This window comes from Candidatus Nucleicultrix amoebiphila FS5 (assembly GCF_002117145.1).
In the GTDB taxonomy this organism is placed as follows: domain Bacteria; phylum Pseudomonadota; class Alphaproteobacteria; order Caedimonadales; family Nucleicultricaceae; genus Nucleicultrix; species Nucleicultrix amoebiphila.
In genome coordinates this window covers 1,172,992-1,186,946 of sequence record NZ_CP008743.1, presented here as the reverse complement: position 1 = coordinate 1,186,946, position 13,955 = coordinate 1,172,992, and the positions used below count along the sequence as shown (strand labels likewise).

The 13,955-nt window shown below is 41.7% G+C and carries 15 protein-coding genes; 8 read left to right on the top strand and 7 right to left on the bottom strand.

Going from position 1 to position 13,955, the window contains the following annotated elements:
• Positions 1 to 73: 73 nt before the first annotated feature.
• Both GQ61_RS05830 and GQ61_RS05825 read left to right on the top strand, forming a co-directional pair.
• Entirely contained in the window at positions 74 to 1,357 is a 1,284-nt protein-coding gene (locus GQ61_RS05830) for a porin (protein ID WP_085784422.1), read from the top strand.
• A 2-nt stretch (positions 1,358 to 1,359) separates the two neighbouring features.
• Positions 1,360 to 1,539, top strand: coding sequence for a hypothetical protein (locus tag GQ61_RS05825; protein WP_085784421.1), 180 nt, complete (start codon positions 1,360 to 1,362; stop codon positions 1,537 to 1,539).
• Here GQ61_RS05825 and rfaE1 read toward each other — a convergent pair.
• The 3 genes from rfaE1 to GQ61_RS05810 all read right to left on the bottom strand — a co-directional run bounded on the left by rfaE1 (position 1,536) and on the right by GQ61_RS05810 (position 4,372).
• On the bottom strand, positions 1,536 to 2,999 hold the full coding sequence (rfaE1, locus tag GQ61_RS05820; RefSeq protein ID WP_085784420.1) for a D-glycero-beta-D-manno-heptose-7-phosphate kinase: 1,464 nt from the start codon (positions 2,997 to 2,999) through the stop codon (positions 1,536 to 1,538). The genes GQ61_RS05825 and rfaE1 overlap by 4 nt on opposite strands.
• Positions 2,996 to 3,637, bottom strand: a complete 642-nt coding sequence (locus tag GQ61_RS05815; RefSeq protein ID WP_085784419.1) for a D-sedoheptulose 7-phosphate isomerase — start codon at positions 3,635 to 3,637, stop codon at positions 2,996 to 2,998. The genes rfaE1 and GQ61_RS05815 overlap by 4 nt, the downstream gene beginning before the upstream one ends.
• A gap of 69 nt (positions 3,638 to 3,706) precedes the next feature.
• Positions 3,707 to 4,372, bottom strand: coding sequence for an MJ0042-type zinc finger domain-containing protein (locus tag GQ61_RS05810; protein WP_085784418.1), 666 nt, complete (start codon positions 4,370 to 4,372; stop codon positions 3,707 to 3,709).
• Between the two features lie 152 nt (positions 4,373 to 4,524).
• Here GQ61_RS05810 and GQ61_RS05805 point away from each other — a divergent pair, with 152 nt between their 5' ends.
• From GQ61_RS05805 to GQ61_RS05785, 5 genes are read left to right on the top strand one after another with little or no spacing between them, the layout of a single operon-like run.
• The gene (locus tag GQ61_RS05805) at positions 4,525 to 5,238 is read left to right on the top strand and encodes a cell division ATP-binding protein FtsE (protein WP_085784417.1); all 714 of its coding nucleotides are present in this window, start codon (positions 4,525 to 4,527) and stop codon (positions 5,236 to 5,238) included.
• On the top strand, positions 5,231 to 6,076 hold the full coding sequence (locus GQ61_RS05800) for a cell division protein FtsX (RefSeq protein WP_085784416.1): 846 nt from the start codon (positions 5,231 to 5,233) through the stop codon (positions 6,074 to 6,076). The genes GQ61_RS05805 and GQ61_RS05800 overlap by 8 nt, the downstream gene beginning before the upstream one ends.
• A 2-nt stretch (positions 6,077 to 6,078) precedes the next feature.
• Positions 6,079 to 6,660, top strand: a complete 582-nt coding sequence (locus tag GQ61_RS05795; protein ID WP_085784415.1) for a YdcF family protein — start codon at positions 6,079 to 6,081, stop codon at positions 6,658 to 6,660.
• A gap of 1 nt (position 6,661) precedes the next feature.
• Positions 6,662 to 7,381, top strand: a complete 720-nt coding sequence (locus GQ61_RS05790) for a lysophospholipid acyltransferase family protein (protein WP_085784414.1) — start codon at positions 6,662 to 6,664, stop codon at positions 7,379 to 7,381.
• Positions 7,378 to 8,415, top strand: a complete 1,038-nt coding sequence (locus GQ61_RS05785) for a DUF2125 domain-containing protein (RefSeq protein WP_085784413.1) — start codon at positions 7,378 to 7,380, stop codon at positions 8,413 to 8,415. The genes GQ61_RS05790 and GQ61_RS05785 overlap by 4 nt, the downstream gene beginning before the upstream one ends.
• 63 nt (positions 8,416 to 8,478) lie before the next feature.
• Here the strand turns inward: GQ61_RS05785 and GQ61_RS05780 are convergent, their stop codons facing one another.
• Genes GQ61_RS05780 through GQ61_RS05765 form a run of 4 tightly spaced genes read right to left on the bottom strand, consistent with a single transcriptional unit; the run spans position 8,479 to position 11,797 of the window.
• Positions 8,479 to 9,195 carry a class I SAM-dependent methyltransferase gene (locus GQ61_RS05780; RefSeq protein WP_085784412.1) on the bottom strand — a complete coding sequence of 239 codons (717 nt, stop codon included), beginning with the start codon at positions 9,193 to 9,195 and terminating at the stop codon, positions 8,479 to 8,481.
• Between the two features lie 18 nt (positions 9,196 to 9,213).
• The gene (locus tag GQ61_RS05775; RefSeq protein ID WP_085784411.1) at positions 9,214 to 9,975 is read right to left on the bottom strand and encodes an ATP-binding cassette domain-containing protein; all 762 of its coding nucleotides are present in this window, start codon (positions 9,973 to 9,975) and stop codon (positions 9,214 to 9,216) included.
• A complete protein-coding gene (locus GQ61_RS05770; protein ID WP_085784410.1) occupies positions 9,975 to 10,835 on the bottom strand; it encodes an ABC transporter permease in 861 nt (286 codons plus the stop codon). The genes GQ61_RS05775 and GQ61_RS05770 overlap by 1 nt, the downstream gene beginning before the upstream one ends.
• Positions 10,832 to 11,797 (bottom strand): ABC transporter substrate-binding protein, encoded by a 966-nt coding sequence (locus GQ61_RS05765; RefSeq protein WP_085784409.1) that lies wholly within the window; start codon positions 11,795 to 11,797, stop codon positions 10,832 to 10,834. The genes GQ61_RS05770 and GQ61_RS05765 overlap by 4 nt, the downstream gene beginning before the upstream one ends.
• Positions 11,798 to 12,223: 426 nt before the next feature.
• Between GQ61_RS05765 and GQ61_RS05760 the strand changes: the two genes are divergently transcribed.
• On the top strand, positions 12,224 to 13,939 hold the full coding sequence (locus GQ61_RS05760) for an autotransporter outer membrane beta-barrel domain-containing protein (RefSeq protein WP_085784408.1): 1,716 nt from the start codon (positions 12,224 to 12,226) through the stop codon (positions 13,937 to 13,939).
• Positions 13,940 to 13,955 lie beyond the last annotated feature (16 nt).

Genomic DNA, 13,955 nt, shown 5'->3' with positions numbered 1-13,955 from the left:
CCTTGAGCTTGTTTTCATAAACCTGTATTTTATTACAAACTAAAATAAATTTTAAGAAACAGGGATAACACTTATGAAGCGTGGCGTTTTTATTGCACCCTGGATAGTCTTATCCACGTCACCCCTTTATGGAATTGATACGGCCCACGAAATTGCCGTTCTTAAGGAACAAGTTCAAACTCTGATGCAACGCATCAATGAACTGGAAAAAAACCAATCGGCACCGAAACCCCAGGACATAAAAACAACAGCTGAAACTGCAAAACCTGCAGCAGCACCTGCGGCCCAACCAGAACCCAAAAACTCTGGCCTCGAAATTCCGAAAGCCATCACAACGTCCGGTAATGATAAAGTTCAATTGCGTATTAGCGGTCATGTAAACCGGGCAATCCTATATGGGAATAATGGTACCAACAGTCGCCTCACCCACGTGGACAATGCTAATTCAAACTCAAGAGTACGATTCGAAGGATTGGCTTCGCTCTCTAAAAAATTGAAGCTTGGCACAAACTTCGAAGCCGGCTTCTCTCCCAACTCTAGTGATTCTATTGATTTAGGCGTAGGGTCTCCAAACCCAACCACATTCAATGCTCGCAAAGCCGAAGCCTTTGTAGAACATGATAACTACGGAAAATTATCCGTGGGTCATGGCTATACTGCTTCCTATGAAATTGTGCAATCGGATCTTTCTGGCACCTATGTGATGACAGACGGCGCAACGGCAGAATTTTTTGCAGGCGGGATAACCTTCTTTAATGTAAATGGCTCCAAAGGCCCTAGCATCGGACAAGTTTTTCAAGGCATGGATGGCTTAAGACGGGACAACCGTTTACGTTATGACACACCACAAATGAGGGGCTTTAAGCTGAGCAGCTCTCACGTTCAAGGAGATATGGGAGACATAGCCCTACGCTATGCAGGTGAAATCGCTAAGACCCAAATCCAGGGGGGTATCGCTTTTGCCAACGATCGTAAGGGGTCAAAATCTAACCAAACCAGCGGGAGTATTTCCTTCCTCCATGCCTGTGGTCTTAGCCTAACTTTAGGAGCCGGCAACCGAAGTTACAAGAGCTTTGCTAATCGTAAACGTCAAGGTTTTATGGGCTACATAAAAGGCGGCTATCAAATGAAATACTTCACATGGGGGCCAACGTCTGTCGCCGTAGATTTTGCTAAAGGGGCCCACATTTTTGCGGACAATTATGTAACCCATATCTGGGGCGCCTACCTTGTACAAAATGTTGATCCTGCGGCTACTGAATTATTCATTGGCGCACGCAAGCATCAACTCTTTTCTCCTGGACAACGGTATAAAGATATTTTTGCTGTGATGTCAGGGGCACGGATCAAGTTTTAATCGTGCTGAAAAAGACTCTCTCTCTTTTTTGTCTTATGCTGGGCGCTTGTGAAGTGAAAGAACTGCCTATTACGGAAAAGGATGATGTTAAGCCAGGACCCGGCCTTTTTTCAGGTAAAAAGGGCGCTTTTGAAATCAACCTTCCAGAGGATGAAGAAGAACTTAAGGAAAAACAGGCTTAAGCCGATAACTTCTTAATCGTATTGGTGGTGCTGTACCCGTCCTTAAGTTCGGCTAAAAAGACTGTCCCTCCCCAACTCATGACTTCTTGCGCTCCCACAACTTTATCAAGGGTATAATCTTCTCCTTTGACCAATAAGTCAGGACGCATATGTTTGATGAGGTCAAGGGGTGTATCCTGATCGAACAAGACAACCGCATCGACATTGGTCAGGGATGCGAGAACAAAAGCGCGATCTTGCTCTTTATTGACAGGACGTGTAGGTCCTTTCAGACGAGAAACAGAAGCATCTGTGTTTAATCCCACCACTAAACGATCACAGCGCGTTTTTGCTTGACCTAAAAGCGATAGATGACCGGAATGGATTAGGTCATAACATCCATTGGTAAATCCGACCTTAAGCCCCCGACGATGCCAGTCAATCATTCGATCCGCTAACTCTTGCCAGCTTAAAACCTTCTCCTGGGGGAGCCCCCCTTCTTCTTGCTCAAGCTGACTCGTCAATTCATTGCGGGTAACAGTTGCAGTCCCTACCTTTGCGACGACGATTCCTGCGGCAATATTCGCCAATCTCACAGCCTCTTTGATATCAGCACCAGCAGCAAGAGAAGCGGATAGCACTGCTATCACCGTGTCTCCCGCTCCAGAAACGTCATAGACTTCGAGAGCATGGGCTTCTATAAAATAGGGTTCATCAGTCTTGGTTACTAAAGCCATTCCTTGTGCTCCACGCGTCACAAGTACATTTTCAAAATTAAATTGGCTCATGAGATATCGCGCTGCCTCGACCACTTCTTCTGGTGTGGATACAGGCATCCGAGTTGCTTGTGCCAGCTCTTTAACATTCGGCGTTAAAATCGTAACACCTTTATAAATGCTGTAATCATGTCCTTTTGGATCGACAATGATCGTTTTGCCTTTCTCCTTGGCTATTTTTATTAATTCTCTCAAAAGATCCGGCGCCAAAAATCCTTTGTGATAGTCGGACAAAATAACGCCATCGACGTCGTCCATGGATTTTTTAAAATAGTCTTTAATTTCTTGTTGGTGCTGAGACGAAAGAGTGATTGTGGTTTCTTGATCCGCACGCATTAACTGCTGTCCCCCAGCAATATAGCGCGTTTTAAGAGTGGTGGGTCGGTTTTGATCTTTATATAATTCGGCTTTAACTTTTCCTAGCTCTTGCAGCAATGACGCTACCTGTTCACCGGCATAGTCATTACCAACTAAAGCTGAAAAAGAAACATTGACACCAAGCATTGCAAGATTGCGCACGACGTTACCAGCGCCTCCTAAAACATAGGTTTTACGAGCAACACTAAACACCGGTACCGGTGCTTCGGGAGATATCCTTTGAACATTGCCATAAATAAAGCAATCCATCATTACATCTCCCAAGCACAAAAGCCTGGTCTTTTCAAATTTATGAATAATATCAGAAAAATGGTGGAGAAGTGTCATTTTTTAAGGCTTTCTTCATCAAGTCCTAAGGCGTATTCAAGGGCGGCACAAAGCATCTGCCCAAGAAATATATGCATCTCTTGTATTCGACTGGTGGTTTTTGAAGGCACGATCAAGAGGGGATCCGCATAATCTTTCATAAGCCCCCCATCACCCCCCGTAAAACCCGCCGCTTTAATCTTTAAAGTCTGAGCAGTCTTTAGGGCTTCAATAACATTTGGACTTTTACCCGATGTACTAATAGCAATAATCAGATCGTCTGGCTTGGCGATGGCTTCCAGTTGGCGAGAAAAAAGATGTTCAAACCCTAAGTCATTCCCAATAGCCGTCAAAGCTGATGTATCCGTTGTCAAAGCCATGGCAGCGATTGCTGGACGATTATGACGATAACGTACGGTCAGTTCGGTTGCTAAATGCTGAGCATCTGCTGCACTTCCCCCATTACCAAAGAATATCAGCTTTCCACCATTTCGAATGGACTCTGCGGCAGCGGTTACAAGGTGTGCAAAAGCATTCTGCACAGCTAATTGTGTTTTAGTAAAAACCTCTTGATGTTCAGCAAATTCGTTTGAGAAAAAAGTGTCTAGATCAAAAACATTAGTTATTGTCTTTAATGCCTGACCTTCAGATCTTTTCATCTTAAGTCCTTTCAAATTCTAAAAGCTATCTATAAACAAGGAATACTCTGATTGACTAGTACTTTTTTATCAAAAGTCAACGCGAATATTTTGCATCCCCTCAATTTGAGGGCGAGACTGGGTTTCAAAACTAAGTTTTTCACCAGCTGGTAGACGTGTTTCATGCCAATCATGCTGCCACTGATCCAAAGTGCACTCAGTGTCACCCTTCAATTTCGCTTCAATCTTTGAGGTCCATGATGCCGCATCGCATCGTCCCATCACTTTCACTTTTAAAGGTGGAATTTGACGAATGCCATCCGCAATATTTTTAATGTCCCCCACCAAAAAGAATTGGATGACACCTTTGTCAGTTTTCTGCAAAGTTGCAATATTATCCATCACGATACTTAAATTTGTCTTTTTTGACGAAAACCCCATATTCTCAAAAATAATTTTTGATTCAGGAATAAGGCGCGTAACCCATTCTCTCTTAAAAATGACAAAGGAAAAGCTCGCCACAATCAATCCTAAAAAAACAAAAACAAAAATCAACTTTTTCAAAATCGATCCTGTATTTTCCTCTTCGGGCTCTTCTAAGTCCAGATCAAGGACGTCCGTCTGTTCTGAAATACGGATATTTTCTTGGAACCACTGGTGTCCACAACCAACACAACGAACATCACGTCCGACGTCGCCTAAGGACTGGTTATCGGTCATATAACGTCGATCACATTCAGGACAGGTAATAATCATTTGTTCAACTCTCTTAAATCTCTATATCTTTATAGGATTTATCCTTGACCATGGCAAGAAATCTTCATTATTCAATAATTACCAATCTTGACAAAAATTTCTTGCGTCAAAAAATCCCTTCGTCATGATATGGTAGTTGAAAATGAAAAGGTATGTCTATTGTGACTGAAGAAATTATACACTTTAAACGAGTCAGCCTACGCTATGAAAATGGCTTTGAGGTGTTTAAGGATATTACGTTTCGCCTTTATCCTGGCTCATTTTATTTTTTAACCGGCCCCAGCGGCGCTGGCAAGTCTTCTCTTTTGAAGCTCATGTATTTGGGTTATCGAGGCTATAGAGGATCCATCCAAATTTTTGGCAAAGATTTTATCAATATCAAACATAAGGAAGTGCCTGATTATCGTAAAAACATTGGGGTTGTCTTCCAGGATTTCTATCTTTTAGATCACTTGAGCATCTTGGACAATGTCGCCCTTGCCAAGGTCATTCATGGCTCTAACTGGAGTGACAGTCGAAAAAAGGCAAAAGAGATTTTAGAGTGGATTGGTATTGGCGATCATTTAAACCATTTTCCAACCACTCTTTCCGGAGGTCAAAAACAACGCGTTGTGATTGCGCGTGCTGTGATTAATCGACCGAAATTACTGTTAGCTGACGAGCCTACGGGTAATGTTGATGATGAAAATGCTGTTCGTTTAATGCATCTCTTTGAAGAATTGAACCGTATGGGGACAACAGTGGTGATCGCAACCCATAATCGCGATATTGCGACTCTGTTCCCCCATCCTGAGATACGCCTTGAAAAGGGTGTTCTCAAAACCTACGTCCCTGAACCTGAAGAAAAGACAATTCGCTATGGCTGAACATCCAGAAATTATTCCTTTTAAACAGCATAACTCTTCACGCTTCCTTCCATGGATTATAGCGTTGATGATTTATATGGGCATTTTAGCCTTGGGCATAACTGTAGTGACTCAAAAAGTTCTTGAGAACTGGAGCCTCGGCTTAAAAAATGGCTTTATTGTAGAAATTCTCCATCAAACCAATCATGAATCATTACCGTCTTCTACGGAACAACAAAAGGTTGTCTTAGATATTCTCCAGCAAATTCCCGATGTGGAAAAAGCGCAAGTTATCGCCACGTCAGAGCCTGGCGCAAACACACCAACGCTCATCGATGTAAAGATGAAGTCTAATAAAACAGTGGATCTCTCTCAGCTTGAGCGTGAATTAAAACATGTCCTTCCGAATATCGTTGTCCGTGATCAAGCAGAATTACGTCAAAATCTACTCGTGATCGGGCGTACAATCTTTGCAACTGCTCTTATTTTTTCATGCGTGATTGCCGCCACAACGATGATCACGATCGCTTTTGCGACTTATTCTGGACTCATTACACATCAGCCCGTGATTGATGTTTTGAGACTATTGGGAGCAAACGATCGTTATATTGCCCAACACTTTCAAAAACATGCCTTGCACCTCTCATTTCGAGGCAGTCTCTTAGCAATCCTTTTATCCGGCATGAGCGTGTTTTTTTTAAGTAAATTTATTGAATCCACCTCTATGTCACTTTTTCAACAGCACACTGAATTTTTTGAGATCTGGTTTATTATTTTTCTGACCCCTCTTTTCATGATGCTCATGACTTTAATTGCTTCGCGCATGACTGTTCTGTTTGCATTGGCTAAAAGAGTCTAGAAATGAAGTGGTTTTTTAGTGCTCTTACCCTCCTGGCTTTACTGTGGATCGCAGGGGGGGTGTGGTTTGTGCAAACGCTTCCTCAACATCAGGATTGGCACACAAAAACCGACGTCATTGTTGTATTAACCGGAGGAAAAAATCGCATTGAAGTCTCCGTTGATCTTCTCGATAAAAATCTGGGAGGAAAGTTATTTATTTCAGGCGTAGACCCTTCGGTTAAAGACAAAAACGACTTGAGCGCCCGTAATCTGCCCCAAGGCCTTTTGGAGGCTATTGACTTAGGATACGAGTCAAAAAACACCTACGAAAATGCCTTAGAAGTGGCGGATTGGGTTCAAAAACACAATTATCAAAGCATTCGTTTGGTGACTTCTGATTACCACTTAAGGCGCAGTTATATGGAACTTCGTTCCTATCTGCCCCAAGTACAAATCCTTCCCCATGCAGTAATCAGTTTTAAAACTCATAAAGATTGGTGGACCTTTGATAACATCGCGTTTATGGTCGGGGAATATAATAAGTACATTGAAGCTTTTGTACGATTTGAATTGAACAATATTTTTAGGAGCCTGATCAACTAAGATGCTTTTTCTCAGATCCTTACTCTTTAATATACTGTTTTATATTTGGACAACTTTTGTTGTTTGCCTTTCACTTCCTGGTTTTATTCTGGGACGCCGATACACAATCACTTGCTCTATTCTTTGGGGGCATGGCACTCAATTTCTCTTAAAGTACATTAATGGAATTACGTATGAAATTCGTGGACGTCACCACATAAAAAAAGGTCCTTATATTTTTGCGTGTAAACATCAGTCTGCTTGGGATACAACGATGATAGAAGTGATTGCCCCCTACTCGGCAATTATTTTAAAAAAGGAACTTACCTGGATTCCCTTTTTTGGATGGCTCTTGATACGCTGTGGTTTTATAAAAATTGATCGCTCTAAAGGAAAAAGTACAATTCCTCTCATGGTTGGAGAAGGACAAAAGAACATCGATAAAGGAATCTCTATCTTTGTTTTTCCTGAAGGCACACGCAGAGCTGTTGATGCGCCTCCTAACTATCGTTATGGCATCGTTGCCATGTATGAGCGTTTGAACACCCCCGTTATTCCAATTGCTTTAAACGCTGGATATTTCTGGCCACGACGCCGCTTCATAAAAAATCCAGGACATATTATTGTGGATATTCTTCCGCCTATTAATCCTGGTCTCACGAAAACAAAATTTCTTAAAGCTTTGGAATTAAGTATTGAAACTGCCTGTAAAAACATAAAGCCAAAGGAGACACCTCTTTGAGATTTTCAAAAAAAACTGTCTTTATTTTTGTCGTTTGCTTGAGTGTCTTTGGGGGAGGTTACGGCTTTATTTGGAAGCGCGCTTCCAATGAATTACATCAAATCGTCACGCGATTTACGGAAGACGCACAAAAGAATGGTTTCACTATTCACTACGATACGATTTATTATACGGGCTTTCCTTTTGAAATCATGGCAGTTCTTCAAAACCCGCATCTAAAATCAAACAAAGTTGAACAGAGTGACGCGTTTGTAGAAGGTAATTTAATTTTAAAAACTCAGATTTGGAGACCGCAAACCTTGGCCATTCAAACCCAAGGAAAAGTCACTTACAAATTGAAAATATTTCCTAGCCAGTCTCCTCTTGATTTAAATATTACGGCTGCCAATGTAAAAGGTACAAAAAGCCTTTGGGGGAAAGATATCGTCGAATTTTCTAGCCAAAACCTCTCCCTTAAAACGTCTAACGAAGAAGTAAAGTTAAGAGAGTTGGGATTTGCCCTAAACACCAATCTTGAACAAAGCGAAAACGAAGATCCTTATACTTTTAATCTTTTTATCGATGATTTGATATGGACGGTTTCCCAACAATTTCCCTTACCCAATAAAATTGACCACGTGTATTTAGAAGGCAGTTTCAATCGTATGATTAGCCTCAATGAACCAACAGCAGCTTTGATAGCCAAAGATTGGTATAAAAACGGGGGGAACCTTGATTGTGGTAAAATTCTTCTAAAATGGGGAAGCTTGAATCTCGAAGGCAACGGCGCTGTCTCTCTTGATTCAAATTTACAACCTCTGATAGCTTTTTCTGCAAAAATTGGCGGACTTGAAAATTTACTGACCGCGCTTGTAAAAGGAAAATTTATCTCTCCCAAGACAGAATCGATCGCCAAAATTGCTCTCAATCTTTTGAAAGAATCCGATCCTGAAGATCATACGCGCACTTATCATTCTGCATCGATTAGCCTACAGGAAGGTGTGCTGTCTTTAGGTCCCGTCGATTTGCTTAAGTTCGCTCCCATACGTTGGTAAGTTTTGGCGGCGCTCTTTGTTTTTAAATCATGAGCAGAGAGAACTCTTTAGGGAAAAACGATCTTAGCTTAATGGCTTGGGAACAAAGACATGGGGACCCCATTTAGGGATTGGTTTTTTTCTTAAAGAAATGACCTGTTTTTGAGCTTCCAAAACGACAAGTCCCCCAAATTTCTTTGACCAATTCTGTCCTAGGCTTTCCAAAGCTTCATAAAATTGAAGACTAACAAAAGAGTTGAAGGGGGGCATATGCAAGCAATATTGAGGGTTTGACGGTGTAAAAAAAGCATTTTCAAGCAAATCATACAGCTGTCTTCCTGTATAAGGATGTCCATGACCAAAAGGCGTCGAAACGTTCCGAGACCATAGACCGCGTCTATTGGGAACAATCATAAGTAGTCGACCGCCATCACTGAGAACACGCCAAGACTCTCTTAAAAAATCATGGGCATTGGCCGTATGTTCAAAACTATGAACCACAAGCAGTAAATCAATCGTCTTGTCTTCTAAAGGCCATTGATTTTCTTCAATCAAAGCTGCGAGGTTCTTGGCATCTTTTGGCCAAGACATAACGCCCATGGGGCCAGGCATAAAAGAGAAAGTTGCGCGGGCGTCTTCTTTAAAAAGGGAGAGATAGGGGTTTGAGTATCCAACCCCTGCTACAATTTGACCTTTAACATGGGGCCAAATTTCATGAATTTTACGCATAACAACACGACGGCAGGCCTCTCCAAGGTCGCTTTTGTAAAAATTATAATACTGGATAACGTCAAGCCACATACCCTTAGTTTATCATTTTTAAGAAAAAGAAACAGTCTCCTCATAAAAGGACCAGATATCCTTTTCTTTAAGCTTTTTCTTATCTTTTTCCCCAATATCTTCGATAATTTTTCCGTCCTTCATAACGATAAGTCGATTGCCTAAACTCAAGGCTTGCTCAATTTTATGGGTGGTCATCAAGGCCGTAATTTTATTTCCCTGAATTACATTCATCGTTTTCTCAAGAACTAATGCTGACGCGCGTGGATCAAGAGCACTCGTGTGTTCATCCAACAGTAAAATTTTAGGAGGGTTCAATAAACATAAACCCAGGCTCAACAATTGACGCTCTCCTCCCGATAAATGACCCGTTGGGGTATCCAAATGTCCTGGCAATGAACGATGAAAATCTTTCAAATAGTCCTTAAAAAAAGCTCTTTCGGTTTTTTGACTAATTTTCAGATTCGCCCTTTGATGACGCAAGGTTGCCATTAAACAATTTTCAAGAACCGTTAATCCTTCAAAGGTTGTCATGACCATATCTTGCGTTAACGTAATAATATCACGCGCAATAGAGTCGAGGGAGCGCTCCGCAAGGTCTTCATTTTCAAATAAAAGCTTCCCTTGAGAGGGACGATAAAGACCTTGAATAAGACGTATTAAGCTCGTCTTTCCCGATCCGTTACTGCCCAGCAATATGACAAAATCGCCTTTTTCAATAACAAGAGAAAGATTATCCAAAATCTTGCGATTCCGGTTTTTATCTTTAAAGGTGACGTGTTGGAGTTCTAAATAAGACATCAGAGATTTCCTCCACGCAACGCTTCAGGAGCGCGATTCCAAAGAATGGCAATAAGAAACACGCCCACCAGCAACTTTAAATAAAGAGGCTCCACACCAATCATTAAAAACAAATTAAACACGAGGAAATAGAGCGTCACACCCAACACACAAAACAGTAAGCCTAAAACTTCAGACGTTTTTTTGAGAAAATGATGTTGAAGTTGATGACCAAGAATTACTGTACCAATGCCTATTAACGCTAGGCCAATTCCCATATTCACATCTGCATACCCATTGGCATAGGCCGTTAAGATACCCGAAAGAGCCGCAAGCATATTGCCGATAATCAATCCTGTGCGTCGATAAATTTCTGGATTTTTACCATAGAGAGCAAGCAAGACACGGTTCTGTCCATAGGCCCTTAAAACGAGTCCAAACCTGGAATGAAGAACCCACGCAAGAACGCTCCCCACCAACACAGTGATCAGAACTAAAGCCGTAAAACGACTTAAGGGCAGAAACGTTCCCTCAAAAAGAAACAGCTTTGTTGATAGAGAAATCAACGGTGTTTGCATAATAATCAGGGATAAGGCATTCAAAATAAAGACCATCAAGATCCCAGCAATAAGGGGAGAAATTCGATTTTTGCTTTGGATTAAACTTACCGTCAAACCGCTGAGACCGCCCCCCGCTAAAGCAGAGACGGTGGCCAGTATTGGTCCACCTCCCCTCTCAAGAACTGCCGCAAAAAGAGAGGCTCCTAAGATAAAACTCCCCTCAACGGTCAAATCTGGAATCTTGAGAATGCTGTAACTGAAATAGATTCCAAGAGCCAACGGTAAAAATAAAAATGCCTGATCGATGAGATCAACAATCATTTTTTTGCCCCATCTTGTGTCACCATCACGAGCTGATATCCTTTTAAAGCAGCCACAGATTTAACCGTGTCTTCATCGAGACCCTGTTTTTGAGCTGCGGTACTATTTAAAAATAGCACAAAAGTATCGGCGGGCTTCAACGGTATTTGATGAGGTGCCTTCCCTTTCAGCAATTCTTGAACCTGATCTGCTCCTTCTTTACCAATGTCATACTCACGATTTCCCAAGGCCATCGCTCCTCCGGAAATTACCGATCCTTCATCACAAGAAATAAAGGGGATTTTAAGGTCTTCAGCCGCTTTCGCAAGGGTAGTTGCACCACTGGCTACAGCAATATCCTTCAGAATAAAGAGGGCTTGGGACGACGGATCCACATGCTTACTGATGGTATAAATCTCGCTTATATTTTGCACCATCAAGGTCTGCAAGGTAACCCCCTCTTGGTCAGCCAATTTTTTCAAATCCATAATTTGTTGGCTTATTTTTTCCGAGTTACTGTAAATGACCGTGAGTTTCTTTAAGTCTTTAATAACATCTTTGATAATCTCAAAAGACGGAATCACCGACCCTTCCTGAATGCCAGTAATGTTCTTTTGCTCTTGCGTTACGTGACTCGTCACATCCAATCCTACAATCGGAATTTCATCGACTTTAGAGGCCGCTAAAAGCGTCGCTTCGGTTCCAATAGTTGCAATCGCTTTGACATTTTGACGCTTAAATTGCTCAATGATAGAACGCATAATCGCGCGATCTCCTTGAGCATTTTTGACGGAAACAACAACTTTATCTCCCTCAAGGGTTTTCAATTGTTCAACAAAACCTTGGCTCATGTCCCGTAAGGCTCTGTTTTCTAAAGGAATGACGAGACCTACTTGCGCCACATTTTTTGATTTCTGGGTATTAAAATAGAAGAGAGCCGCTCCCAACAGCACCACCCCCAACACGATAAAAACTTTTTTCATTTCTTCCTCACATAAAAAATTCAAATGGTTTGGTTAAAACCACACGCAACACTTACAAATAAAAAGATACAAAATTAATGTGGCCGCACAGGCCAGAGGTGTGAAGAAGAAAGCCAAGCAAATACTGTCCCTCCTTGATGGGAGACTGTTGCGCCTTGTAAAAGAGAACCGTGCACTATCAAATTCATGGCTTTGCTTAATACTATTCAACTCTGGTAATATAAAGGTCAGGACACTGGAAATCAACCCCCCTGAAATGGATTCCTCAAAATTGACTTGGAAAGTGTTGACGGTATCGTAGAGCGTCGCAAAAAAGTAATACAAAGAAAAAAAAGAGAATAATAAGAACAAAAATCATTGATCCAATATTCAAAGTATGGTCCTCTGTTGAAAAATAAAGAAAAAAAATAAACAGGGACAATAACAATGGGAACACTTCCTTCATTTCTGCATGTTCGTGCGCCACGTTTTTTAAACCAGATTTCTTTTAAAGAAAAAATCACCCTTAAGGTTCTGGGGATAGGGTTAACGGCGATAAGTTTTAATACGGAAGTCCATGCTGGTAACTGGCCTAGCACAACATTGAATACTCCCAATAATACGACAGGTGACGCGGGAAACAATGACGTCGTACCAAGTCCCAATAGATTGATTGTTGGTGATAGTTTCTCTAATTCAAACGCCTCTATCAAGAAAACCAACGAGCTTATTCAAGGATTCTTAACAGTTAATGGGGGAGCCACTTTAGGAGGTTTTGGTAAATTTAATTACGATTTGATAACATTTCAAGATCTAAGCACTTTTGAGTTGGGGGTTGCAGCAGATTCTGTTTTTTCCGTCACTCCCAGAACGAGTACTGGTGCGTTCGCTTTATTTGGTAATGTGCGATTAATTGTGAACGCAGAACCTGGTACTTATGGAACAGGAACGACTTTTTTTATTGGAAATATAGATGCGAATAGTCCAGGCACGTTTTCTCCGACTTCAACCAATGGTTTGGTTGAGATTGTAGGATTTTCAAATCTCGCAACAACAGGTCTTACGGTTACCGTCCGTGACGCGTCCACAACCATCCCCGTCAATATTCCGACCGCCGACGTAGGCTCCCTTGCAACCAATATCGGACAACATGGCTTGGACAGAGCAGCCATTGGCGACGTGGATGATTTTATGCCGCAGTTAACGTTTAGGCCTGCGTCCACACGCAATCCTTTGAAATCAAGAACATCTTTTTCAAAGGCCATGGCTATTATGTCCCAACAACAAAAGCCTTTTATTATCGAGAAAAATCATCAACGCTTTTGGGTGACACCTTATTATATTCAAGGAAAAACGAATCTCCAAGTCAACGGAGATTCCAAGGATTATAATGAAGGAATCATGTCTGGCTATCAGAGAAGCTTTTGGAAAGATACTGCCACCTTTGGCGGTACTGTCGGTTTAGGGATGGGACAACAATACACACCCACAGCTTTTGGAATGGACAATCGTGTCAATTCGAAGTTCTTGTTTTTAGGCGCCTATCATTCTTTAAAATTTCTTGAAAGTGGCCGATATGATTTTAATATAACGGGAGGCTTGGGTCGTCATGATGCTCTTCGCAATGGTAACCCTGCCCCCAATATATTTTATCAAGCCAATGGGGATTTTTCATCGAAAAGTCTATCGGCCAATCTTTTGGGATCTTGGCTGTTTAAGCTTCCCTATAATTATTCTTTCCGTCCAAGCGTTGGATTTACCATGGGATATAATGCCTTAGCTGGCTATACGGAAAACAATGCGGGCACATTCAATCAAGTCTATGGTCGCAAAGTAACCCGTTCCAGAGAACCTTATGTAGGGGTTGGCTTACGTAAAAGATGGGATACAAAAGACTATGTCTTTAAACTCACGGGGATTCTTGAACATGGGTATGAATTTGGAGATGACAGAACGAATTCGCGTGTCAGCCTTCAAACGAACACAACGAGTGGGTTTGAAGTAAACAACCGGGGGTACGGCCGTCACGCCAACTATTTGACTGTCTACGGATCTGCCTTGGATACCAAGATCAACTTGAAATTCTATTTAACCTATGCAGGAACGTTGAAGCGTTTTCGCACAGTCCACGCGATCTCTTTGAAAACAGAATATCGCTGGTAGATGATCGCTATGTATA

Bases quoted from the DNA above. Each gene is read 5' to 3' on its own strand.
- GQ61_RS05830 (WP_085784422.1), top strand. From the start codon at position 74: ATGAAGCGTGGCGTTTTTATTGCACCCTGGATAGTCTTATCCACGTCA.
- rfaE1 (WP_085784420.1), bottom strand. From the start codon at position 2,999: ATGACACTTCTCCACCATTTTTCTGATATTATTCATAAATTTGAAAAG.
- GQ61_RS05815 (WP_085784419.1), bottom strand. From the start codon at position 3,637: ATGAAAAGATCTGAAGGTCAGGCATTAAAGACAATAACTAATGTTTTT.
- GQ61_RS05810 (WP_085784418.1), bottom strand. From the start codon at position 4,372: ATGATTATTACCTGTCCTGAATGTGATCGACGTTATATGACCGATAAC.
- GQ61_RS05805 (WP_085784417.1), top strand. From the start codon at position 4,525: ATGTCTATTGTGACTGAAGAAATTATACACTTTAAACGAGTCAGCCTA.
- GQ61_RS05800 (WP_085784416.1), top strand. From the start codon at position 5,231: ATGGCTGAACATCCAGAAATTATTCCTTTTAAACAGCATAACTCTTCA.
- GQ61_RS05795 (WP_085784415.1), top strand. From the start codon at position 6,079: ATGAAGTGGTTTTTTAGTGCTCTTACCCTCCTGGCTTTACTGTGGATC.
- GQ61_RS05790 (WP_085784414.1), top strand. From the start codon at position 6,662: ATGCTTTTTCTCAGATCCTTACTCTTTAATATACTGTTTTATATTTGG.
- GQ61_RS05780 (WP_085784412.1), bottom strand. From the start codon at position 9,195: ATGTGGCTTGACGTTATCCAGTATTATAATTTTTACAAAAGCGACCTT.
- GQ61_RS05775 (WP_085784411.1), bottom strand. From the start codon at position 9,975: ATGTCTTATTTAGAACTCCAACACGTCACCTTTAAAGATAAAAACCGG.
- GQ61_RS05770 (WP_085784410.1), bottom strand. From the start codon at position 10,835: ATGATTGTTGATCTCATCGATCAGGCATTTTTATTTTTACCGTTGGCT.
- GQ61_RS05765 (WP_085784409.1), bottom strand. From the start codon at position 11,797: ATGAAAAAAGTTTTTATCGTGTTGGGGGTGGTGCTGTTGGGAGCGGCT.
- GQ61_RS05760 (WP_085784408.1), top strand. From the start codon at position 12,224: ATGGGAACACTTCCTTCATTTCTGCATGTTCGTGCGCCACGTTTTTTA.